Source organism: Stappia sp. ICDLI1TA098, from assembly GCF_054880955.1.
Map to the genome: position 1 here is coordinate 47259 of NZ_JBTZBT010000004.1, position 23613 is coordinate 70871.

Annotated in this window: 19 protein-coding genes; 7 read left to right on the forward strand and 12 right to left on the reverse strand. The window is 66.7% G+C overall.

What is annotated here, in order from left to right; translation table 11 throughout:
- Positions 1-59: 59 nt before the first annotated feature.
- The gene (locus ACSLUQ_RS17810; RefSeq protein WP_417772889.1) at positions 60-764 is read right to left on the reverse strand and encodes a hypothetical protein; all 705 of its coding nucleotides are present in this window, start codon (positions 762-764) and stop codon (positions 60-62) included.
- A 373-nt stretch (positions 765-1137) separates the two neighbouring features.
- On the opposite strand from ACSLUQ_RS17810, the gene ACSLUQ_RS17815 reads away from it, so the two are divergent.
- On the forward strand, positions 1138-2730 hold the full coding sequence (locus tag ACSLUQ_RS17815) for an asparaginase domain-containing protein (protein WP_461809291.1): 1593 nt from the start codon (positions 1138-1140) through the stop codon (positions 2728-2730).
- Between the two features lie 76 nt (positions 2731-2806).
- On the opposite strand, the gene ACSLUQ_RS17820 is transcribed toward ACSLUQ_RS17815, so the two are convergent.
- The 8 genes from ACSLUQ_RS17820 to ACSLUQ_RS17855 all read right to left on the reverse strand — a co-directional run bounded on the left by ACSLUQ_RS17820 (position 2807) and on the right by ACSLUQ_RS17855 (position 14198).
- The gene (locus ACSLUQ_RS17820) at positions 2807-5068 is read right to left on the reverse strand and encodes a heavy metal translocating P-type ATPase (protein WP_461809292.1); all 2262 of its coding nucleotides are present in this window, start codon (positions 5066-5068) and stop codon (positions 2807-2809) included.
- A 215-nt stretch (positions 5069-5283) separates the two neighbouring features.
- Positions 5284-6321 carry an ABC transporter ATP-binding protein gene (locus ACSLUQ_RS17825; protein WP_417772892.1) on the reverse strand — a complete coding sequence of 346 codons (1038 nt, stop codon included), beginning with the start codon at positions 6319-6321 and terminating at the stop codon, positions 5284-5286.
- Entirely contained in the window at positions 6318-7304 is a 987-nt protein-coding gene (locus tag ACSLUQ_RS17830) for an ABC transporter ATP-binding protein (protein WP_417772893.1), read from the reverse strand. Before ACSLUQ_RS17830 ends, ACSLUQ_RS17825 begins: the two co-directional genes overlap by 4 nt.
- Before the next feature lie 28 nt (positions 7305-7332).
- Positions 7333-8304, reverse strand: coding sequence for an ABC transporter permease (locus ACSLUQ_RS17835; RefSeq protein ID WP_417772894.1), 972 nt, complete (start codon positions 8302-8304; stop codon positions 7333-7335).
- Positions 8305-8316: 12 nt separating this feature from the next.
- On the reverse strand, positions 8317-9294 hold the full coding sequence (locus tag ACSLUQ_RS17840) for an ABC transporter permease (RefSeq protein ID WP_417772895.1): 978 nt from the start codon (positions 9292-9294) through the stop codon (positions 8317-8319).
- A 119-nt stretch (positions 9295-9413) separates the two neighbouring features.
- The gene (locus tag ACSLUQ_RS17845; RefSeq protein WP_417772896.1) at positions 9414-10997 is read right to left on the reverse strand and encodes an ABC transporter substrate-binding protein; all 1584 of its coding nucleotides are present in this window, start codon (positions 10995-10997) and stop codon (positions 9414-9416) included.
- A 283-nt stretch (positions 10998-11280) separates the two neighbouring features.
- Entirely contained in the window at positions 11281-12441 is a 1161-nt protein-coding gene (gene argE / locus ACSLUQ_RS17850) for an acetylornithine deacetylase (protein WP_461809293.1), read from the reverse strand.
- A 14-nt stretch (positions 12442-12455) separates the two neighbouring features.
- Entirely contained in the window at positions 12456-14198 is a 1743-nt protein-coding gene (locus ACSLUQ_RS17855) for an adenylate/guanylate cyclase domain-containing protein (RefSeq protein ID WP_461809294.1), read from the reverse strand.
- A 128-nt stretch (positions 14199-14326) separates the two neighbouring features.
- Between ACSLUQ_RS17855 and ACSLUQ_RS17860 the strand changes: the two genes are divergently transcribed.
- Complete coding sequence (locus ACSLUQ_RS17860) at positions 14327-14674, forward strand: ArsC family reductase (protein ID WP_417772899.1); 348 nt, start codon at positions 14327-14329, stop codon at positions 14672-14674.
- A 35-nt stretch (positions 14675-14709) separates the two neighbouring features.
- On the opposite strand, the gene ACSLUQ_RS17865 is transcribed toward ACSLUQ_RS17860, so the two are convergent.
- From ACSLUQ_RS17865 to ACSLUQ_RS17875, 3 genes are all read right to left on the reverse strand, one after another.
- A complete protein-coding gene (locus ACSLUQ_RS17865; protein WP_417772900.1) occupies positions 14710-15513 on the reverse strand; it encodes a creatininase family protein in 804 nt (267 codons plus the stop codon).
- 168 nt (positions 15514-15681) lie between these two features.
- The gene (locus ACSLUQ_RS17870) at positions 15682-17025 is read right to left on the reverse strand and encodes an 8-oxoguanine deaminase (protein WP_461809295.1); all 1344 of its coding nucleotides are present in this window, start codon (positions 17023-17025) and stop codon (positions 15682-15684) included.
- A gap of 210 nt (positions 17026-17235) precedes the next feature.
- Positions 17236-17619 carry a RidA family protein gene (locus tag ACSLUQ_RS17875; protein ID WP_461809296.1) on the reverse strand — a complete coding sequence of 128 codons (384 nt, stop codon included), beginning with the start codon at positions 17617-17619 and terminating at the stop codon, positions 17236-17238.
- Between the two features lie 419 nt (positions 17620-18038).
- Between ACSLUQ_RS17875 and ACSLUQ_RS17880 the strand changes: the two genes are divergently transcribed.
- From ACSLUQ_RS17880 to ACSLUQ_RS17900, 5 genes are all read left to right on the forward strand, one after another.
- Complete coding sequence (locus ACSLUQ_RS17880) at positions 18039-19070, forward strand: ABC transporter substrate-binding protein (protein WP_417772903.1); 1032 nt, start codon at positions 18039-18041, stop codon at positions 19068-19070.
- Positions 19071-19189: 119 nt separating this feature from the next.
- The gene (locus ACSLUQ_RS17885) at positions 19190-19984 is read left to right on the forward strand and encodes an ABC transporter ATP-binding protein (RefSeq protein ID WP_417772904.1); all 795 of its coding nucleotides are present in this window, start codon (positions 19190-19192) and stop codon (positions 19982-19984) included.
- Between the two features lie 25 nt (positions 19985-20009).
- On the forward strand, positions 20010-20882 hold the full coding sequence (locus ACSLUQ_RS17890) for an ABC transporter permease (protein ID WP_417772905.1): 873 nt from the start codon (positions 20010-20012) through the stop codon (positions 20880-20882).
- A gap of 3 nt (positions 20883-20885) precedes the next feature.
- Positions 20886-22214, forward strand: a complete 1329-nt coding sequence (locus ACSLUQ_RS17895) for a cytosine deaminase (RefSeq protein WP_417772906.1) — start codon at positions 20886-20888, stop codon at positions 22212-22214.
- Positions 22207-23607, forward strand: coding sequence for an FAD-binding oxidoreductase (locus tag ACSLUQ_RS17900; RefSeq protein WP_417772907.1), 1401 nt, complete (start codon positions 22207-22209; stop codon positions 23605-23607). Before ACSLUQ_RS17895 ends, ACSLUQ_RS17900 begins: the two co-directional genes overlap by 8 nt.
- Positions 23608-23613: the final 6 nt, after the last annotated feature.

Genomic DNA, 23613 nt, shown 5'->3' on the forward strand with positions numbered 1-23613 from the left:
AGGGCGCGGCCTGCATCGGCCGCGCCCTTTTTCGTTCTTTGAAGGCCGTCGGCTTGCGCCTAGAGGATTGCGACGCTGCCGAGCGTGACGAACATGTAAGTGTAGAACACATAGTCGGCGACGACGTCGCCGCCCGACGACTGCGGCGTCGATCCCTGGTTCACGGTCCAGTTCGACGTCGCCGGATCGGCGATCGGCTGGCCGGCGAAGTCGAAGTTGGTCACCTGATCGCCGCCGTCCTTCTGCGACCATGCGCCTGTCTTCTGGTCGTAACGCACCCAGTGATAGTCGCCGGGCCAGCCGAGCGCCGTGTCGCCGGCGGAGATCAGCAGCGCCACGGGATGTCCGTTCGAGGCGTTGAGATAGGCCGATGGGTAGCCGGCGCCGAGGTCGACAAGCCCGTCCGCCACCGCCCCGGCGACAACGGCGGATCCCGTTGGCGGGAAGTCCAGAAAGATGCCGTTCTGGCGACCGGGCTGGGCGAAGGAGTTGGTCGCGATGTCGCAGCTGTAGTTGTAGCAATTGTTGTTGGGCTGGAACTTGTAGGACATGTAATTGCCGGCGACGTCGGTTGCCGGTGCGTAGACCGTCGGCCCGTTGTTGGCGACCGTGGGGCCGTATTTCTGGACGTAGCGGGTCTGCCCCGTCGCCTTGTCGACCACCGGGATCGACTGGGGCGCGATCACATGGGCCTGGTCGAGCACGGCTGCCAGCCGTTCGTCGTCCGGATGCGGCATGCCAGAGAATTTCAGATAGCGAGCCATGGTCGTTCCTTTCGTTGAGGAAGCGGTCTACATGCGCATTAAATTTATGGAATATTCTATCTGAGATATGTAATGTGAAAATTCATACACGAAATACGTGCAAGCAACAAGTCGCCAATATTCGCGGTCTCATGTCTTTCAATTCTGGCTATCAGAGCAGGGTCTTCGATGGATTTGATAATTTTTGAATGCCTCTAGGGAAGGTCCGAAGGGCGGCAGGTGTGCGGCAGATAGCCGGTGATGGGTGCGGCCGGTGGCTTGGCATCAGCGAAGTCGGCGACTAGACACGACGCGACAGCCTCGAGCCGTGGCGGCGGGCGGGATACAGCCGGAAGTCGGTCAGTGGCGACCGAGCCGGGCAGGAGGGAAGTCCATGTCGTTCAACATCCGCGTTCTCTACACCGGCGGCACCATCGGATCGGTCGACGCACCGCTTGCGCCGCTGTCCGGGCAGGATTTCTGCGCCGCCTTCAGGTCGCTGGTCGAACCGACCATCCTGGCGCGCTACCCCGGGGCGGTCGTCAGCTACGACTGGCTCGATCCGACCCTCGACAGCACCAACCTGCAGCCGGGAGACTGGTGCACGATCGCGCAGCGCATCGTCGGCGCGCCGGGTGACACCGCGACCTATTCAGGCAATGACGCCTTCCTTGTGCTGCACGGCACCGACACCATGGCGTGGACCGCGTCGGCGCTTTCGTTGCTGCTGACGGGCATCGGCGCCGACGGCTATGCGGATGCAATCCTGACCAAGCCGGTCGTTGTGACCGGTTCGCAGCTGCCGCTTTTCTTCCGCACGACGCCGACGTCGCCGCTGGCGATCAACTACGACACCGACGCCTTGCGCAATGTGCTCGGCGCGATCTGGGCCATGCGCGCCGGCCTGCCGGCCTCCATGCTTTTCTTCGATGACACGCTGATGCTCGGCAACCGCACGCTGAAGACCGACGCCTCGCTGTTTGATGCTTTCTCCACGCCGGACTGGCCCGATCTCGGGGTGATCGGCATCGAGAGCTATCTGGTCAGCCGCATGGCGCCTCCGGCGCCCTATCTCTCCTCGCTCGCCATCGACAATCCGACGGCGCTGGCATCCCTTCAGGCGCAGCTCGCCCATGTCGTCACGACGATCGACAACGCCGATGTGCTGGTCTTCCCGGCCTTTCCCGCGCAGTACAATTCGGTTGCCGGCACCAGCGCGCTGGCCAGCATGCTGAAGGCGGCGCTCGCCGCCGACAACGGCAGGGTGAAGGGGGTGTTCCTGGAGGGTTATGGCGAGGGCAATTTCCCGTCCGGCAATCCGGCCGACGCCGAGGCCGGGGCCGTCTATACGGTGCTCAAGGCAGCGCATGACGCGGGCATGGTGATCGTCGCCGGCACGCAGGTCATCGCCGGCATCGTCAATTCCACGGCCTACGCCTCGGGCTCCTGGCTGGCGGATGCCGGGGCCATCGGCAACTACGACATGGCCGGTCCCGCGACCCAGGCGAAGCTGCTGATCCTGCTAGCGCTTGCCGACTATCAGGGGCGCGCCTGGTCGCAGTCGGACATCGAGACCCTGATGCGCACGCCGCTTGCGGGGGAGATGACAGGCAGCAACCGGCTCGATTGCCGCGCTCCGGGCCTGCTGTTGCCGGGGCAGTCGATTGCCGCCTTCGACGGCAGCGCCACGCTGGTCAATGATCCGGATGAGGGACCGGTGCTCTCGAACGCATCCGGCACGGTCCTGTGGAAGCCTCTGACCGGGGCGGCTCTGCTGCCGGTCAGGCTGATCATGCAGGACGACGGCAATCTGGTGATCTACGACCGCACCAACGCCCCGATCTGGGCAACCCAGGACCACTCGGTCGGTCAGGCCTACTCGGTGCTCATTCTGTCCGGCTCCGCGACGGACGGCACGCTGGCGCTCTATGTCTACGATTATCACAACAAGCGCGTTACGGCCGAGCTCTACGGCACCGCCGGGTGATGTGCATTCCGGCTCCGGCCTCATCGAGGCCGGAGCCGGGATCCGGGCGTTCTCGGGCTTGCGCCGCGCGGATGGGTCAGCGGGATCTGGGCTTCCAGCGGCGCAGCAGCCCGGCGTTGGTGACGACGGAGACCGAGGACAGCGCCATGGCGGCGCCGGCGATGGCCGGGGTCAGCAGGCCGAAGGCCGCGAGCGGCACTCCCACGACATTGTAGATGAAGGCCCAGAACAGGTTCTGGCGGATCTTGCGTACAGTGGCGCGGGAGACGTCGAGGGCGTCGGCGACAAGGTCGGGCCGCGAGCGCATCAGCGTGATGCCGGCTGTTTCCATCGCGACCTCTGAGCCCGAGCCCATGGCGATGCCGATGCTGGCGGCGGCCAGCGCCGGGGCATCGTTGACGCCGTCGCCAACCATGGCGACGATGCGGCCCTCATTCATCAGTTCCGAGATGCGCTCTGCCTTGCCCTCCGGCGGCACTCCGGCGACGATTTCGCCGAGCGGCAGTCCCTGGGCGACGGCGCGTGCCACGGTTTCCGTGTCGCCGGTCAGCATCACGGTGGCGACGCCCATGGCCTCGAGACGCTCCAGCGCGGCGGGCGTCTCCGGCCGCAGCGTATCGGCCATCGCGAGCACGCCGACGGCGCGGCCGGCGATGGCCATCGTCGAACAGGTCTTGCCCTGCCCCTCCAGTTCACGGGCGATCTGCTTGGTCAGGAAAGTGTCGATGCCGTTGGCATCCATGAGCCGCGTGTTGCCGATGAGCACGGTTTCTCCGGCGATCTCGGCGACAATGCCCTGACCGGCGATGGCGCGGAAGGAGGTTGGGCGCGACAGCTCCAGCCCGCGCTCCCCGGCTGCTTCGACGATGGCGCGGGCCAGCGGATGCTCGCTGGGAAGCTGGGCGCTGGCGGCGATCCTCAGCAACCGGTCGTCATTGCGGTCGAAGGCGCGCAGGTCGGTCAGGCGCGGTTCGCCGACCGTCAGCGTGCCGGTCTTGTCGAAGACGACGGTGGTGACATTGTGAGCCACTTCCAGCGCCTCGATGTCGCGGATCAGGATGCCGGCGCGTGCCGCCGCGCCGGTTCCCGCGACGAGCGCGGTCGGCGTGGCAAGGCCAAGGGCACAGGGGCAGGCGATGACGAGGACGGCCACGGTCGCGCCGATTGCCGCGTCGAGGCTCGCACCGGTGAACCACCAGCCGGCGAAGGTCGCGGCGGCGATGACAAGAACCACCGGCACGAAGATCGCCGATACCTGGTCGACGAGCTTCTGCACCGGCGCCTTGGCGGTCTGGGCGTTTTCCACCAGGCGGATGATCGCGGCAAGCTTGCTGTCGGCGCCGAGCGCGCTGACGTCGATGGTGAGTGCGCCGGACCCGTTGATGGTGCCGCCGGTGACTTCACCGCCGGGCGCGCGCGCCACAGGCATGCTCTCGCCGGTGATGAGGCTCTCGTCGAGCTCGCTTTCCCCTTCGACGACCACACCGTCCGCCGGCACCCGCTCGCCCGGCTTCACAAGGATGCGGTCACCGGGAAAGAGCGCTTCGATGGCGATGGTCTCGACCGTGTCGCCGACAATCCGGTGGGCGGTCTGCGGGCGAAGCTCGGAGAGCGAGCGGATCGCGGCGGTGGTGCTGCGCTTGGCGCGCGCTTCCATCAGCTTGCCGAAGAGGATCAGCGTCAGGATGACGGCGGAAGCCTCGAAATAGAGGTGGCCCGGATGACGGGGCCAGGCGAGCACCGTCAGCGCCAGACTGTAGAAATAGGCGGCGGAGGTGCCAAGCGCGACGAGCACGTCCATGTTGGCCGAGCCGGCGCGAACGGCCTTGAAGGCGCCGACATAGAACCGGCTTCCGACCATAAACTGGACGATGGTGGCAAGCACCGCCTGCACGACCGGTGGCGGCATCAGCGCGAGACCGAAGGGCATTCCCGCCATGCCGACGATCATCGGCGCGGTAAGCAGGGCGGAAAGGACGAGGATGAATGTGGTCCGCTGTTCCTCCGCGTGCGCGCGCTCGTCCGCCTCTTCCTGGCGCTGGCGTTCGGCCTGCCAGCCGCCGCTTCGTTCGCTGGCGCTGTAGCCCGTGGCGGCGACCTTGTCCTCGATGTCATCGGCCGACAGGCTGCCGTCGGTCTCCACCACCGCCGTTTCCAGCGGCAGGTTGACAGAGGCGCGCAGCACGCCGGGCGTCCGCGAAAGCACCTTCTCGATGCGCGCCGAGCAGGCGGCGCAGGTCATGCCGCCGATGTCGAAATGCAGCACGTCGCGCCGGTCGGAGGCGGCTTCGCCTGAAGCGCCCTGCGGATCGGGCGCGGTGATTGCTTGCTGGGACATTCGCAGGGAACTCCGGGAACAGGTCGCGCGTTTCGAGCAGCACCTTGCGGCGGCAGTGTGGCCGCGGCTGGGCCGCCCGCCCACCCGGTTTCGAGGGGGCGCGGCATTCGGTTATCCCGATATAGGCGTTCCAGCGACTGGAAGGTCAAGGGCCGCCCGGTCGGGGCGGCCCGTTTCAGTCAGCTTGTGTTGGAAAGGGCGCGTGGCCGGTCGCGTCAGACCTCGCCGCGTCCTTCCTCGACGGCGTGGCAGGCGACGCCGGTCTGGCCTTTTCCGAGAAACTTCGGCTGCTCGCTGGCGCAGCGTCCGTTGGCCAGCGGACAGCGCGGGTGGAAGGCGCAGCCCGTCGGCGGATTGATCGGATTGGGGATCTCGCCCTCGACGGCGCGGCGCGGCTTGCCGGACATCTCCAGATCGGGGATCGCTGCCAGCAGCATGCGCGTGTAGGGGTGGAGCGGATTGGCGAAGAGATCGTGGGAATCCGCCACCTCCACCAGCCGGCCCAGATACATGACGCCAATGCGCTTGGCCATGTGGCGCACCACGGCGAGGTCGTGGCTGATGAACAGATAGGTCAGCCCGAACTCGTCCTGAAGATCGCGCATCAGGTTGAGGATCTGCGCCTGCACGGACACGTCGAGGGCCGAGGTCGGCTCGTCGCAGACGAGGAACTCGGGCCGCGAGGCGAGCGCGCGGGCGATGCAGATGCGCTGGCGCTGGCCGCCGGAGAACTCGTGCGGATATTTGGCGCCGTCACGCGGATGCAGGCGGACGAGCTCGAGCAGCTCGGCAACGCGCTTTTGGATCGCCGCCTCGGAGGTTTCCAGGTCGAAGGCGCGGATCGGCTCGGCGATGATCCGGTCGACACGCCAGCGCGGATTGAGGCTGGCGTAGGGATCCTGGAAGATCATCTGGATGCGTCGCCGCAGGTCGCGCATGTCGGCGCCTGCCTGGTCCTTGCGGCGCATGTCGATGCCGTCGATGCGGATGTTGCCGGCGCTCGCCTGCAGCAGGCCGACCACCATCTTGGCGACCGTGGACTTGCCCGAGCCGGATTCGCCGACCAGCGCGAATGTCTCACCGCGCTCGATGGAGAAGGAAATGTCCTGGGCGGCTCTCAGGAAAGCCTTCGGCGAGCGCTCCAGCACCCGGTTCAGCCAGGGCTTCGACACGTCGAAGACGCGCGACAGGCCGCTGACCTCGACGACCGTCTCCGCCGTTTCTTCGTTCACGGGCTCGGCCACGACGCTCATCGGGCGGCTCCTTCCGTTTCAAGGACTTTCCAGCAGGCCGCCCGGCTTTCGCCGGCGTCGATCAGGTCGGGGCGCTCCTGGCGGCAGCGATCCATCACCAGGGAGCAGCGCGGGTTGAAAGCGCAGCCCTTGGGGATGCTGTCGAGGCGCGGCATCGAGCCCGGGATCTGGGTGAGGCGCTCCTCGGAGCCGTAAAGCGAGGGAATCGCGCCCATCAGCCCGATGGTATAGGGGTGCTTCGGCCTCTTGATGACCTCGCGCACCGGCCCGATCTCGGCGATGCGGCCGGAATACATCACCGCCACCCGGTCGGCCGTTTCGGCGATCACGCCCATGTCGTGGGTGATCAGCATCACGGCCGTGCCGTGGTCGCGGCAGACGCGCTGGAGCAGGCGGATGATCTGCGCCTGCACGGACACGTCGAGCGCGGTGGTCGGCTCGTCGGCGATGACGAGCTCGGGCTCCGCGCACAGTGCCAGGGCGATGACCACACGCTGACGCATGCCACCGGAGAACTGGTGCGGATAGGCGTCGAGCCGGTCGGCGGCGGCGGGGATGCCGACCTCCTCGAGCAGGGCGACAGCCCGGTCGCGCGCCTGCCGCTCGCTCACCGGCAGGTGCGTCATGATCGTCTCGATGATCTGCTGACCGATGGTGAAGAGCGGGTTGAGGCTCGTCAGCGGATCCTGGAAGACCATGCCGATGCGCTTGCCGCGGATGCGGCGCATGGCGGCGGGCGAGATGTTGTCGATGCGCTCGCCCTTGAGGAGGATTTCGCCGCCGGCGATGCGGCCGGGCGGTTCGAGCAGACCGATCACCGCGGTGCCTGTGATCGACTTGCCGGCGCCCGACTCGCCGACCATGCCGAGCACCTCTCCGGCGCGCAGGTCGAAGGAGACGCCGTCGATGGCGGTGAGCACGCCGCGGCGTGTGGGAAACTCGACCCGGAGGTCGCGCACGGAAAGGAGAGGAGCCTGCGTCATTGTCCGTCGTCTCTCGGTCGCGTCCGCGTCAACGGAGCTTCGGGTTCAGGGCGTCTCGCAGCCAGTCGCCGAGCAGGTTCACGGCAAGAACCAGGATGGCGAGGGCGAGGCCGGGGAACATGGCGATCCACCATTCGCCGGAGAACAGGAAGTCGTTACCGATCCTGACCAGCGTTCCGAGCGAGGGCTGGGTGGGCGGAATGCCGACCCCGAGGAAGGAGAGCGTCGCCTCGGTGATGATCGCCAGGCCGAGGTTGATGGTGGCGATGACCAACACCGGCCCGACCACATTGGGCAGCACGTGGCGAACCATGATGAGGAACGGGGGAATGCCGATCAGCCGGGCGGCCTGAACGTATTCCTTGTTGCGCTCCACCAGCGTCGAGCCGCGCACTGTCCTGGCGAACTGCACCCAGAACGACAGGGCGATGGAAAACACCAGGATCCAGAAGGCGAAGCGCTCCCGGTCGAGATTGCCGAAAACGGCGCGCGCGACGCCGTCGACGAGCAGCGCGATCAGGATCGCGGGAAAGGTAAGCTGAACCTCGGCGATGCGCATGATCAGCGCGTCGACCTTGCCGCCGACATAGCCGGCGATGAGGCCGAGCAGCACGCCGACCACCGCCGCGAAGGCGACCGAGACGAAGCCGACGGCGAGCGAGATGCGCGCGCCGTAGAGGATGCCCGACAGGATGTCGCGGCCCTGATCGTCGGTGCCCAGCAGATAGCGCGGATCGGCGCCGTCGAGGCCGACCGGCGGCAACTGGGAATCGAGGATCGACAGGGAGGCGAGGTCGAAGGGATCGTGCGGCGCGATCCAGGGGGCCAGGGCGGCCCCGAGCAGAAAGGCGAGGGTCACGATCGCCGAAACGATGGTGATCTTCGAGCGAAGGAATGAGTGCAGGATGTCGCTGTCGAGCGCGCGCGCGAGGAGGCCTTTGGGTGCCTCGTCTCGCTCGTCGGTCTTGCTCTCAGCTTCCGTTCCGGTGGCGAGCGGCATTTACGGTCTCCGTCAGTGGACGGCGCGTTCGCCGCGCAGGCGCGGGTCGACGACGAAATAGAGGATGTCGACGATCAGGTTGATCGTCACGAACAGGAAGGCGATCAGCATCAGGTAGGCCGCCATGATCGGGATATCGACGTTCTGCACCGATTGCAGGAACAGCAGACCCATGCCCGGCCATTGGAACACCGTCTCGGTGATGATCGCGAAGGCGATGATCGAGCCGACCTGCAGACCGGTGATGGTGATCACAGGAACCATGGTGTTCTTCAGCGCGTGGCGGAAGTTGATGCTGCGCCGGCTGAGGCCGCGGGCGCGGGCGAACTTGATGTAGTCGGTGCGGATCACCTCGAGCATCTCGGAGCGGACGAGACGCATGATCAACGTCATCTGGAACAGGCCGAGGGTGATCGAGGGCAGGATCAGCGCCTTGATGCCGCTCCATGTGAGCAGACCCGTACTCCACCAGCCGAGCTGGACGACATCCCCGCGCCCGAAACTCGGTAGCCATTGCAGCGTCACCGAGAAGACGAAGATCAGCAGGATGCCGATGAAGAAGGTTGGCAGCGAGATGCCTATGAGGGAGACCGACAGGAACAGCTTGGACAGCAGGCTGTTACGGTTGAGGCCGGTGTAGACGCCCATTGGAATGCCGACCACCAGCGCGAAGATCGCCGACATCATCGACAGCTCCAACGTCGCCGGCAGGCGGCGGCCGATCAGCTCGGAGACCGGTTGGCGGAACTGATAGGAGGTGCCGAAGTCGAACTGCGCGGCGGAGACGATGAAACGGCCGAACTGGACGATCACCGGATCGTTGAGGCCAAGCCGCTCGCGCAGCGCCTCGCGTTGCTCGGGAGTCGTCTCGATGCCCACCATCTGGTTCACCGGATCGCCGACGAAGCGGAACAGGGTGAAGGAGATGAGGGCCACCGTGATCATCACCAGAATGGCCTGGATGAGGCGGCGAATTGTGAAGGCAAGCATGGGGTGAGACGTCCTGCGCCAGGAGCTCGTCAGTCACGGCGACCGCGAAGGATGCGATCATCCGTATGAACGGCCCGACGGGTTTCCGCCGGGCCGCAGTCGGTGCGACGCGGGGCCGCTTACTTCTTCACCACCCAGCGGAAGATGAACTGGTTGTCGGCGCGCTGGACGAGCGACAGCTTGTCCGAAACGCCCCAGGCCAGGCTCTGCTGGTGCAGCGGGATGTGCGACACCTCGTTGTGGAGAATGGTGAAGGCCTGCGCGATCAGGTCGTCGCGCTTGGTCTTGTCGTTCTCCTTGAGGATCTCGGCGGCGAGCGCGTCGACTTCCTTGCTGCAGTAGCCGCCGAGGTTGAACGGGCCACCCTTGCCCTTCTCGTCGCGGCAGCCGGTGATGTTGTGCAGCACGTTCCAGCTGTCGAACGAGCTGGGCGTCCAGCCGAGCAGGTAGAAGGAGGTGTTATAGTTGTTGGATGCCAGCACCTTGGCGAAATACTGCGCCTTCGGCTGGGCGTTCAGGTTGATCTTGACGCCGACGCGGGCAAGGAAGGCCGCGACCGTCTGGCAGATCGCCTCGTCGTTGACGTAGCGGTCGTTCGGGCAGTCCATGGTGACGGAGAAACCGTCGGGATAGCCGGCTTCGGCGAGCAGCTTCTTCGAGGCTTCCGGGTCGTAGGGATAGCGCTCGAACTCGTCGGAGCGGGAATAGAGCAGCGGCGAGATCAGCAGCGACGTCGGGTTCGACATGCCACGCATGACCTTGTCGCGGATCGCGTCCATGTTGATCGCCTGGTAGAACGCCTTGCGCACGCGCACGTCCTTGAAGGGGTTCTTGCCCTTGACGTTCGAGTCGGTCAGTTCGTCGCGATGCTGGTCCATGCCGAGGAAGATGGTGCGCAGCTCCGGCCCGGTCATGGCGCTGGTGGTGGCGTTCGACTCAACGCGCTGCACGTCCTGCACCGGGATCGGATAGACCATGTCGAGCTCGCCGCTCAGCAGGGCGGCGACGCGGGTCGCATCGGAGGCGATCGGCGTGAACTCGACGCGGTCGATGTTGCCCTGGTTCTGGTCCCACCAGTTGTCGTTGCGCTCGTAGATCGTGCGGATGCCCGGCTCGTGGCTGACCAGCTTGTAGGGGCCGGTGCCGTTGGCGTGGAGCGTGGCGAAGTTCGGCGTGGTGTCGGAGGCGGAGTTGACCTTGACCGCGTCATGCTCCTCCGTCCACTCCTTGTCCATGATGTACCAGGTGTCCCATTCGTAGTGGAGAATGGGGTTGGGTCCCGGCAGGAGGAAGTCGACGGTATAGTCGTCGATCTTCTCGACCTTCACGTCCGCATTGATGCGGCTGGTCAGGTCCGAGCCCTCGGAGCGCACGCGATCGGCGGAGAAAACTACGTCGTCGGCGTTGAAGTCGTTGCCGTTGTGGAACTTCACGCCCTTGCGCAGGTGGAAGCGCCAACGATTCGGCTCCATGATCTCCCAGCTCTCGGCCAGCGCCGGCTCGATCGCCAGGTCCGGTCCGCGACGGGTCAGTCCCTCGTAGATGTTGCCCTGGGAGCTGAGCGTGAAGGTCTCGTTCAGCGAATAGGGATCGAGCTGGTTCAGCGTTCCCTGGAAGGCGAAACGAAGCGTTTCGGCGGAGGCCGCCGATGTCATCAGCGAAACGGCCAGCGCTGCCGCGGCTGTAAACTTCAGTATGCGCATGTAGTCCCCTCTCGATGTCTTTCAGACATTCTATGGTGCAACCCCGGTCCGTGGTGCGACCGCTGATCCGCGGCGCGGCGTCGATGCGCCGAACCTGCATTTTGGCAGGAAGGCGGCCGGTTTGCCGCATCGATACCGACGCCTTTCGTTCGGGCGCCGGATGTCACCCTGAAGACCCATCTAATCAAGCTCCGCCGCCGCCGTCCAGCACCGCATTGTGGATATTTGCGATGGTGGCGTGAGAAGCCTAACGCTTGGGTTTTGTTGCCCTCTTGCGGAAACCCTACCGGGCGAGGTCGCCGATCAGCCTGGCGACGAAGTCTTCCCCAGCGGCAAGTTGGGCGATGTCGATGAACTCGTCGGGCTGATGCGCCTGGTCAATGGAGCCGGGGCCGCAGACGACGGTCGACAGGCCGCGGGCCTGGAACTGGCCGGCTTCCGTTCCATAGACCACCATGTGCACGCCGTTGTCGCCGGTCAGGCGGCGTACGAGCCGTTCTGCGGGACCGTCGCTCTCCTGGCTCAGCGGCGGAACGTCGGCGAGCCGCTCGACGGCGATGCCGGCGTCCGGGTGCACGGCCTTCATTGCCGGCACGATGTCGCGGGCGAGGAAATCGTCGAGGCGTTCGAGCCACATCTCCAAATTCTCGCCGGGCACCGTGCGGATGTCGGTCATGAAGCTGCAGGAGCGGGAGACGATGTTGGCGGCGGTGCCGCCCTCGACGAGGCCGCAGTGCAGCGTGGTGAAGGGCGGGTCCATGTCGAGCGCGGGATCGGCCGCAGCCTGGTTGGCGCGGGTCTGGTCGTCGAGCCAGGTGATGACGCGGGCGGCGGCGGCGACCGCCGAGACGCCGCGGTCCCACTGGCTCGAGTGCACCGAGTGGCCGGTCGCCGTCACCTTGATCAGCGCCGTTCCCTTGTGGGCGGTGATGACCTGCATCATGCTCGGTTCGCCGACGACCACCATCTCCGGACGCGGGCCGTCGGCCAGCATCGCATCGATCATCGGTGGCGCGCCGAGGCAGCCGACCTCCTCGTCATAGGACAGGGCGATGTGCACCGGGCGCTTGAGACCGGCGGCGACCATGTCCGGCACGGCGGCGAGCGCCACGGCGGCGAAGCCCTTCATGTCGCAGGCACCCCGGCCATAGAGACGGCCGCCGTCCTCCCACAGGGCGAAGGGGTCGCGCGACCACGCCTGTCCTTCCACCGGGACCACGTCGGTATGGGCGGAAAGCACCGTGCCGCCGTCGACGGCCGGGCCGACCACGGCATGGAGCGAGGCCTTTTGCCCGGTTTCGTCGAGAACGCGGCGGGACGCGATGCCATGGCCGGCGAGATAGTCCTCGACGAAGGCGATCAGGTCGAGGTTGCTGCTGCTCGAGACGGTCGGGAAGGCGACGAGACGCGCGAGCATCTCGCGCGCCGAATAGCGGGTGGCCATGGGCATGATCCGTATCAGCTTGCGCCCTGGGTGGCGCGGGAGAGGGTGTCGGTGAAACCGGCGGGCGGGTCGAGTGCGAAGACGTGCAGCGGATCCTTGCGGCCGCGGATCGCGATCTCCGCTTCCCCTTCTGGATCGCATGTGTAGCCGGCCGCTTTCAAGACGTCCTGAGAGACGACGAGGGCGCGGCCGAGGTCCTTGGAGGCGGTTTCCAGCCGGCTGGCGGTGTTGACCACGTCGCCAAGGGCGGTGATGCGCGCCGAGGCGCCCTTGTTGTCGACAGCGCCGATTCGGCCGAGAATCACCGAGCCGCAGTGCAGCCCCATTCCGATCCGCAGCGGCGCCTCGAGTTGCGGCTTCAGTTCCGCGTTGAGCCTTTCCATGCTCTCGGCGATGGCGTTGACGGCGGCGAGCGCGTTGCGGGCGCCGGCCTGCAGCCCGTCGTTCATGCCGAAGACGGCCATCACGCCGTCGCCGATGAACTTGTCGACATAGCCGCCGCAGGCCTCGATGGCGCGCGCCGTCTCGCCGAGATAGCGGTTGAGCAGGAAGACAACGTCGTACGACAGGCGGTTTTCGGCCATGCCGGTGAAGTTGCGCAGGTCGACGAAGAGGATCGCGACCGGTTGCTCGACGCCCCAGTGGTAGGCGTCGGCGCTCGTCCCGCTCACGCGGCCGACGCCGCGCGCGGGCACCAGCGGCTGCACCACGAGCGGCGCGGTCGGGCGGATCTGGCAGGCGAGGCGGACGCTTTCGTCGGCGCCGATGCGCTGCAGCACGCGCGCCTCGGTCGTGGACGGGGCGGGCAGCGTATCGGCGCCGTCCAGGATGCGCGTGCGGCAGGTGGAGCAGCGGGCGCGTCCGCCGCAGACGTCCGCGTGGGGGATGCCGTTCATGCGGCTGATTTCCAGCAGCGTCGGCCCAGGCACCACCTTGAGCACCCGGCCGCCGGGATAGGTGATCTCGATGGTGTTGCGGATGCGGCGGATGAGGATGCGAATCAGGATGACGGCGAGTGTCGCGGCCAGCAGGCCCAGGAACCCGTTGCGCAGGGCGCCGATCAGCGGGTCGGACCAGGAGGTCATCTCGCGGTTCAGCGGGAAGGGCACGTTCTCCGTCAGCTTCAGCCGCCGCGCGGCGCCGATCCAGCCGAGCGTGGCGAGCGCCGGCACGAGTACGGCGAAGGCGGCCATCGCCGGCATGAAGCGGCGGTAGCTGGGATAGGTGCGCAGCCAGAAGTGCAGGCCGATCATCGCGTGGGTCCAAACGATCAGCATCAGCAGCGTCTGGTTGAAGGCGACGCCCGGCCACAGCACGGTCAGCGTGTTGCGGTAGCTGTCGTCATAGCCGAACATGTCGTTGAGCGCGCCGGTCCCCATCACATGCGGGATCAGCAGGTAGGGCACCGACAGGCCGAGAAGCAGCTGCGCCCATTGCCACAGCGGCAGGCGGAAGGTGCGCCTGCGGGCGGTTTTCCACAGCGCCAGAGCGACATGGACGACGAGCGCGGCGATGAGCACGACCTCGCCGAGCGGATTGCGCCAGATTGCGAGAAAGACGACGCGTCCGGCCTCCATCGCCTCGAGCGAGTAAAGGCCGAGCATGTGGTTGAGGAAATGGGTCAGGGCGAAGCTGAACAGCGTCAGCCCGCTCCACAGACGCAGCTTCTGGCGCAGCGGCGCGCCGTCGGGTGTGGCGCGGGTGGCGCGCTTGTCCGGCGCCTTGCGGGTGTTGTCCTGCGTGCCTTTGCCTGTCATCCCGGTCTCCCTGCCGGCGGGTGCGCCGCCGCCGTCCCGCAATCGCAAGCTTGACCGAACGGCTGTCGTCTCGCCATCCTGAAGTTGCCCCGGACGGCGAAAGGGCCGTTTGCGCGAAAGGGAACGCAATGTCTGCGACGCTCTACGGAATTGCCAATTGCGACAAGGTGAAGAAGGCGCGGGCCTTTCTCGACGAGGCCGGCGTCGCCTACGTCTTCCACGACTACCGCAAGGCCGGTGTCGATGCCGCCCTGGTGGCGCGGTTCTGCGACGCCTTCGGCTGGGAGGCCGTCGTCAACACCCGCGGCACCACCTGGCGCAAGCTTTCCGAGGAGGTGCGTGCCGGCGTTGTCGACGAGACCAGCACCATCGCCGTTCTCGTCGACAATCCCTCGGCCATCAAGCGCCCTATCCTGGAAGCCGGTCACCAGTGGCTGATCGGCTTCGATCCCGCGTCCTGGTCGGCGCTCGGTTGAGGCCTCCCGTCGCGCGGGCGGGTGCCTGAGGCTCCTCAGGGCTTCCAGATCCGCGCCATGTCGAAGGCGGCGATGTCCTGCAGCAGCTCGACGAAGCCGCGGGCGGCGTGGTCGAGCGAGGCCTCGCCCTTGGCGGGGCTGGCGGCGGCGGCGTTGCCGACCGTTCCCGCCGGGTTGAGGTCCTGTGCCTTCCAGCCGAACTGGGCCGGGCCGTGCGCGCGCAGATGCTTGAAATCCTTGATGAAGTCTGTCTGGCTCGAAGGGAAGTCCGCGGCCCGCTGCATCTTCACCAGATCGGGGCGCAGGTGCAGCATGATCGAGGTCTCGATGTCGCCGCCGTGGATGCCGTAGGTGAATTCCTCTGCCGGGAACAGGCCGTGCGGCTGGCCGAATCGCGACCAGCCGGTCGCCGTCACCAGCATGTCGAACTTCACCCGCAGCTCGCGCGCGACGATGTCGATCAGCGGCACGTTGCCGCCGTGGGAGGTCACCAGCACCAGCTTGCGCACGCCGGCGCGGTGCACGCTCTCGCCGATTTCCTCCCAGGCCCGCGTCGCCGTCTCCCAGGAGAGCGTCAGCGTGCCGGGGGAGGAGATGTGCTCGTTGGACTTGCCGATCGCCTGCACCGGCAGAAACGTCACCGGCAGGCCGTGCGGAAGCAGTTCCAGAACGCGGGCGATCTGGCCTTCGGCGATGCAGGTGTCGGTGAAGACAGGCAGATGCGGCCCGTGCTGCTCGATGGCGGCGACCGGCAGCACGGCGACCCAATCCGAGGTGTCCGCCGTGGCGAAATCATGGGCGCTCATTTCGTGCCAGAAGCGGCGGGGCAGGTCGGTCATGATGGTCACTCGTCAAAAATCGGGTGGCGCGCCCGATCGATGCCGGGCGCGGGAGAGGTTGCGCCGACCATAGCGCCGGCGTGGCCCGTCGTCACCGGGCCAATCGAGGCTTTCGGAAAAACTCGGCAGGCGGACGCCCGCGCGCCCGCGCTGCCCGGGCACGGCGTGTCAGAGCGCCTCCAGGAAGCGCTTTGCAGCGGCGCCGTGCTCGTGGCGCAGGCGGGCGACATCCATGTTGAGCGGGGCGGCGTCGGCCACCTTCCAGTCGCCGCCGACCATGACGCGGTCGGCCGAATGGGCGCCGCAGAGGATCAGCGCGGCGAGCGGATCGCCGGCGCCGGAGAAGCGCAGCTCGTCGAGCTTGTAGAAGGCAAGGTCGGCCTGCCTGCCCGGCTCGATCACGCCGATGTCCTTGCGCCCCAGACAGCGGGCCGAACCCTCCGTCGCCCAGCGGTAGGTGTCCTGATGGGTGATGCTGGCCGCGTCATAGGTGAGCCGGTTCAGCATCAGCGCGTGGCGCAGGCTTTCCATCAGGTTGGAATTGTCGTTGGAGGCCGAGCCGTCGACTCCGAGACCGACCGGACAGCCCGCCGCCTCGAGCTCCCTGGTGCGGCACTGGCCGGAGGCCAGCGTCATGTTGGACGTCGGGCAATGGCAGACGCCGACGCAGGCGTGGCCGAGCCGGCGTATCTCGTCGTCGTTGAAATGGATGCCATGGGCGAGCCAGACGCGCTCGTTGAGCCAGCCGCATTCCTCCAGATAGTCGACAGGACGGCACTGGAAGTGGTGCAGGCAATAGTCGTCCTCGTCGATGGTCTCGCCGAGATGGGTGTGCAGCCGGCAGTCGAAGCGTTCCGCCAGCGCCACGCTCTCGCGCATCAGCCGCTTGGTCACGGTGAAGGGCGCGCATGGAGCGAGGGCGACCTGGATCATGGCGCCGTGCGAGGTGTCATGGTAGCGCGACAACACCCGCTCGCAGTCGGCCAGGATGGTGTCCTCGTCCTGCACCACCGTATCCGGCGGCAGGCCGCCGTCCTTCTGGCTGAGGTTCATGGAGCCGCGCGTTACCGTCATGCGGATGCCGAGGCGGGTGGCTTCCTCGACCTGGATGTCGATGGCGTTCTCGAGCCTGTCCGGAAACAGGTAGTGGTGGTCGGCCGCGGTCGTGCAGCCCGACATGAGGAGTTCCGTCAAGGCCAGCCGCGTGCCGAGGCGGAAGGTCTCCGGCGTCACGTTGCGCGCCCAGATCGGATAGAGCGACGTCAGCCAGGGAAAGAGTTCCTTGTTGATCGCGCTCGGATGCGCCCGGGTCAGTGTCTGGAAGAAGTGGTGGTGGGTGTTGACGAGGCCGGGAATGACGACGTGGGAAGAGGCGTCGAATGTGTTGTCGACGGGGTCGGAGGGCGCTGCCCCATCGGGCAGGCATTCGGCGATGCGGCCGTCCTCGACGACGATGCCGCCTCCGGCGTTTTCGGCCAGGATTGCGAGCGGGGACTTGATCCAGGTGCGCATGTGTCGGGTCCTGTTGGCTGGTCGACCTGCAGGCTTGGCTAGCGGTTTCCTCGACCGCCCGAGTTCCGCACAGGGGAAAACCTCATTTTCGAGCTGGGTTCAGACGCGCTCGCGTCTGGTTCCGGCGTGTTCAGGAATGGCCAGGCGGGCGTGTCCGCCGCCTGCCCGGCCAGCCTAGCAGAGGCGGCGGGCAGGCGGCAACGCGCGCGCTCAACCGGCGGCCAGCACCTCGACCTCGACGAGGAACTCGGGGCGCGTGAAGCCTTCGACGATCATCAGCGTCGAGGCCGGCGGCGGGTTTGCGACGACCATGTCACGCACCTTCATGTAGCCCGCCATGTGCTCGCGGCTGGTCACATAGGCGTTGATGCGCACGATGTCGGTGAAGGACATGCCGGCTTCGGCGAGAAGCTTGCCGACGTTCTCGAAGCAGATCCTGGTCTGGCTTTCGACATCGGGCGGGATTTGGAGTGCGTTGTCGATGCCAAGCTGGCCGGAGCACACCAGAAGCCTGGCCCCCGCGGGCACCTCGACGGCATGGCTGTAGCGGGCAAACGGGGCGGCGATCGACGTCGGTGTCACAGGCCTGTTCATATGTCTCCTCGGGCGGTTTGCGGAACGGGCGGCGCGCCCTCCCGCTTCGAAGCGCCTATCCAAACGCAGGTTGGGGCGAATGAAAAGGCCGTGCCGGATTTTCCGTTGGGGCAGTTGGCGTGACGCGGAAACGGGCGTCGGGAAAACGGTCTTGCCGCTTTTTTGTGCTGCGATCCTGGGCTAATGTTCGCGCTGGTCCGGGGGCGGGCACGAACCCTTCCCCGGAGGGGAGGGCGCGGGCTGGCATGTCACTTGCTTTCGTGGACTCCCTGGCGGGCAGCCGCGTCGTCGGCGGACGAAATGTCCGCGCACGACCGGGCGATCCGGCATGGCGACAAAGGCGACCGGGCGGCGCGATGCGCGACCGGGCGGACGAGACACATCTTGCGGAGGCGGACAGCGAAATGCGGACGGATCGAATGACAGGACTTGCCGGCAGGCTCGGCGCTCTCGCGGGCGGCACGGCGCTTGCCCTCGCACTTGGCGGCGTCACCGGCGCGGCGGCGCAGGAGAGCGTCACCTTCGGCACCAACTGGCTCGCCCAGGCCGAGCACGGCGGCTTCTACCAGGCCATCGCCGACGGCACCTATGCCGCCTGTGGCCTCGACGTTTCGATCGTTCCCGGCGGTCCGCAGGTCAACAACCGCGCGCTGCTGCTCGCGGGCAAGATCGATTTCCAGATGGGCGGCAACATGCTCCAGGCGTTCTACGCCAAGCGCGAGGGCATTCCGGTGGTGGTGGTGAGCGCCATCTTCCAGAAGGAGCCGCAGGTCATCATCACCCATCCGGGCAAGTACGAGAGCTTCGAGGCGATGGCCGGCAAGGCGCCGCTGCTCATCGGCGACAACGGCTTTGCCTCCTACTACCAGTGGATGATCTCCGAGTACGGGTTCACCGTCGACCAGCGCAAGCCCTACACCTTCAATCCGGCGCCCTTCCTGGCCGATCCGGCAGCCGGACAGCAGGGCTATGCCTCCTCCGAGCCCTATGCGATCCAGCGCGAGGGCGGCTTCATGCCGGACATCTACCTGCTTGCCGATTACGGCTTCAGCACCTACGCGACCACCATCGAGGTGATGGCCGACACGGTCGCCAACCGCCCCGAGGTGGTGCAGTGCTTCGTCGACGGCTCGGCGATCGGCTGGACCAATTATCTCTATGGCGACAACAGCGCCGCCAACGAGATGATCATGAAGGCCAACCCGGAAATGACGGCCGATCAGATCGCCTTCTCCATCGACAAGATGAAGGAATTCGGCATTGTCGATTCCGGCGATTCGGAGACGATGGGCATCGGCGCCATGACCGACGAGCGCCATGCCGACTTCTACGCCAAGATGGTCGCCGCCGGCGTCGTCGAGGCCGGCATCGACATCAAGGACACCTACACGCTGGACTTCGTCAACAAGGGCGTGGGCCTCGACGTGAAGAAGAAGCTCACGGGCAAGTGAGCGCGCCGACACTGAACGAGAATGACCGCCTGCCGGGGACATCCCCGGCGGGCCTCCTGCCGGGTGAGGCGGCCGATGTGGCCGCCGGCCTTCCGAGAACCGTCGAAAACGGAGCCCGCATGCCGGCGCCGATTGTGTCAATCGACCATGTGTCGAAAACCTTTTCCAATGCCACCGTCGCGCTGAAGGACATGACGCTCGACATCGGTCAGGGGCAGTTCGTCAGCCTGCTGGGCCCCTCGGGCTGCGGCAAGTCGACAGCCCTCAGGATCATCGCCGGGCTTTCCAGTCCGACGTCGGGCCGGCTGAATTGGCCCGACGCCGCACGGCCGGGCGAGCGGCGCAAGGGGGGCGAGGATCACGAGATCAGCTTCGTCTTCCAGGAGCCGACGCTGATGCCCTGGGCGACGGTCTTCGGCAACGTGCACCTGCCGCTGAAGCTCAAGGGGCGTTCCGCCGCCTCGGCGCGGGCCGAGGTGATGGAGGCGCTCGACATGGTCGGGCTCGCCGATTTCGCCGACAGCTATCCGCGTGAACTGTCCGGCGGCATGAAGATGCGCGTCTCCATCGCCCGCGCGCTCGTCACCAAGCCGAAGCTGCTGCTGATGGACGAGCCCTTCGCGGCGCTGGACGAGATCACCCGCTTTCGCCTCAACAACGATCTGCTGCGGCTTTGGGGCGAGTTCGGCTGGACGGTGATCTTCGTGACCCATTCGGTCTTCGAGAGCGTCTATCTGTCCAACCGCATCGTCGTCATGGCGGCCCGCCCCGGGCGGGTGGTTGCCGATCTGGCCGTCGATGCGCCTTATCCGCGCGACGAGGAATTCCGCACCTCGCACGCCTATTCCGACCATTGCCGCCTCGCGTCCGACGCGCTGCACGCGGCAATGGGCGCAGACCATGCCGACGCGTGAGCGGCGGCCGATCGGGAATGACCGCATGAGCGCTGCCCTGGATACTCCCTCCGCCGCCCCCTCGGACACGGTGCCGCTCGATCCGCTCGAGCTGCGCAAGGCGCGGATGGCGCGTTTCGAGAAGATCGCCCGCTGGATCCTTCCGGTCATCGTCATGCTGGCGACGATCGGCCTCTGGCAGTGGTACGTCGATGCCTACAAGGTGCCGCATTACATCCTGCCGGGTCCCGACCGGGTGGTGACGGCGCTGGTGCAGGACTGGCCGACGCTGTGGCCGGCACTCCTGGTCACGATCGGCATCACCATGGGCGCGCTGTTCATCGCCACGGTCGGCGGCGTCGGGCTCGCGGTGCTTTTTGCCCAGTCGAAATGGGTGGAGATGTCGTTCTTCCCCTATGCGATCATCCTGCAGGTGACGCCGGTGATCGTCATCGCGCCGCTGATCTTCATCTATGTGCCTTCGAAGCTTGCCGGGCTTCTCATCTGCGCCTGGATCGTCGCCTTCTTCCCGATCCTGTCGAACACGACGCTGGGGCTGAACTCGGCGGACCACAACCTGCGCAACCTGTTCCAGCTCTACGGGGCGACGCGCTGGCAGACGCTGCGCTATCTGCGCCTGCCGGCCGCGCTTCCCTATTTCCTCGGCGGGCTCAGGATCGCGGGTGGCCTGTCGCTGATCGGCGCCATCGTGGCCGAGTTCGTCGCCGGCACCGGCGGCATCGGTTCGGGCCTTGCCTTCCGCATTCTGGAGGCAAGCTACCGGCTCAACATTCCGCGCATGTTCGCCGCCATCCTGCTGATCTCGGCAACCGGCATCGTCATCTTCGCCTGCCTCAGCGTGCTGTCGCACCTGATGCTGCGGAGCTGGCATGAGAGCGCAATCAAGCGAGACAGCTGATCCATGACAGCATTTCAGGAGCTGACGATCCCGGAAGGGGCCTTCGCGCTCGTCAACGCGACGGTTCCGACGGCGTTGACCGGCGGCACGATCAACCATTGCGGCGACGGGCTCGGCCGGGCCGCGCTCCTGGTCGAGCGCGGTGAGGTCGTCGCGGTGACGCCGGATGCGGCGCTTCTCGGGCGCGACGAGCTGCCGCGCGTCGATCTTGACGGCGGGCTGGTCCTGCCCGGGTTCGTCGACATGCACACCCATCTCGACAAGGGCCACATCTGGCCGCGCAGGCCCAATCCGGACGGCAGCTTCGCGGGCGCGCTGCAGGCCGTCGGCGAGGACCGTCCGGCGCGCTGGAGCGCCGACGACCTGCGCCGGCGCATGGAGTTCGCCCTGCATTGCGCGCTTGCCCATGGCACGGTGATGCTGCGCACCCATCTCGACAGCATCGCGCCGCAGGACGCCATTTCCTGGCCGGTGTTCGCCGAACTGCGGCGCGACTGGGCCGACCGGATCGACCTGCAGGCCTCGGCGCTCTTCGGCGTCGACTGCCTGCTCGATCCCGCCTTCCTGCCCTCCATCGCCGACCGCGTTGCGTCGGCCGGCGGGGTGCTCGGCGCGGTCACCTATATGGTCGACGGCCTGCAGGAGCATATCGACGCGCTGTTTTCGGCCGCCGAGGCGCGCGGTCTTGATCTCGACTTCCATGTCGACGAGACCGGCGATCCTTCGGCCCGTTCGCTGGCGATGATCGCCGAGACCGCGCTGAGGCGCCGGTTTCCCGGTCGCATCGTCTGCGGTCACTGCTGCTCGATCGCGCGCCAGGAGAGCGGGGAGGCGGAGCGCACGCTCGATCTCGTCGCCAGGGCGGGCATCGGCGTTGTGACGCTGCCGATGTGCAACATGTACCTTCAGGACCGGGTCGCCGGGCGCACGCCGCGCTGGCGCGGCGTGACGCTGCTGCACGAGATGAAGGCGCGCGGCATTCCCGTCGCCGTTGCCTCTGACAACACCCGCGATCCGTTCTACGCTTACGGCGATCTCGACATGGTCGAGGTGTTCACCCAGGCGATGCGCATCCTGCATCTCGACCATCCGGTCGGCGACTGGATCCGCACCGTCACCGCGACGCCGGCGGAGCTTCTCGGCGATCCGACGCGCGGACGCATCGACGCGGGCCTTCCGGCCGATCTCGTGCTGTTCGCCGCGCGTGACTGGAACGAGCTCTGCGCCCGCCCGCAAGGCCCTCGCCGCGTGCTCAGGGCGGGCAGGGAAATATCCCGGGAGTTGCCCGACTACCGGGAACTCGACGATCTGATGGAGCAGACCCATGTTTGACATCGCCGCGCTGAAAGCGGATCTCGACGGCCTCGCGATCGAGGACAACGCGCAGATCGTGCGGCAGAAGAGCCGCGACTTCTTCTGGTATTCGCCGGTGCTGAAGCGCCAGCTCGAGGATGTCACCGGCGACATCGTCGTCACCGCCCGCAGCGAGGCGGAGGTGATCCGCGTGCTCGCCGCCTGCTACGCGCGCGACATCCCGGTGACGACCCGCGGCGCCGGCACCGGCAATTACGGTCAGGCGATGCCGCTGTCGGGCGGCGTCGTGCTCAATCTGGCCGAGCTCAACAGGATCGTGGAGGTCGGCACCGGCTACGTCCGCGCCGAGGCCGGGGCGATCATCTCGGCCATCGATGACGCGACGCGCGCCAGCGGCCAGGAACTGCGCATGCATCCCTCGACCTACCGCACGGCGACCGTCGGCGGCTTCGTCGCCGGCGGCTCGGGCGGCATCGGCTCGATCAACTGGGGAGGCCTGCGCGACTTCGGCAATATCCTGTCGCTGAAGGTGGTGACGATGGAGGCGGAGCCGCGGGTGCTGACGCTTTCCGGCGCGGACCTGCACAAGGTCAGCCATGCCTATGGCACCAACGGCGTCATCACCGAGGTGACCATGCCGCTGACGGCGGCCTACGACTGGGTCGACGTGCTCGTCGCTTTCGACGATTTCGCCGGCTCGGCCCGCTTCGCCGATGCGCTGGGCAACCAGGACGGCATTCTGACCAAGGAGATCGCGCCGATCGCCGCGCCGATCCCGCACACCTACTTCCTGCGGCACCGCAAGTTCCTGCGCTCGGACCAGTCGGTGTGCGCCGTCATGGTGGCCCCCTTCGCCATGGACGCCTTTGCCGCCTTCACCGCGCGCCAGGACGCGGCGAGCATTGTCTATCGTTCCGACACCGCGAGCGAGGAGGAGAGCAAGGGGCTTCCGCCGGTCTGCGAGCTGACGTGGAACCACACCACCTTGCGCGGGCTCAGGGTCGATCCCTCGATCACCTATCTCCAGGTGCTCTATCCGTTCCCCAACCATGTGCAGAAGGCGGTGCAGCTTGCCGAGCTCTTCGGCGACGAGGTGATGGGCCATCTGGAATTCGTGCGCTTCGACGGCCGGATCACCTGCTTCGGCCTGCCGATCGTGCGCTACACCTCCGAGGAGCGGCTCAACGAGATCATCCGCATCCACGAGGAGCACGGCTGCCCGATCTTCAACCCGCACCGCTACACGCTGGAGGAAGGCGGGATGAAGCAGACCGATTCGGTACAGCTCGCGTTCAAGCAGGAGGCGGATCCCAAGGGACTGCTCAATCCGGGCAAGATGATCGCCTGGGAGAACCCGGACTTCGACTTCTCGTCGAACCAGACGTTCCTGTTCCCGGGGCTGGCGCGCTAGGCAGCC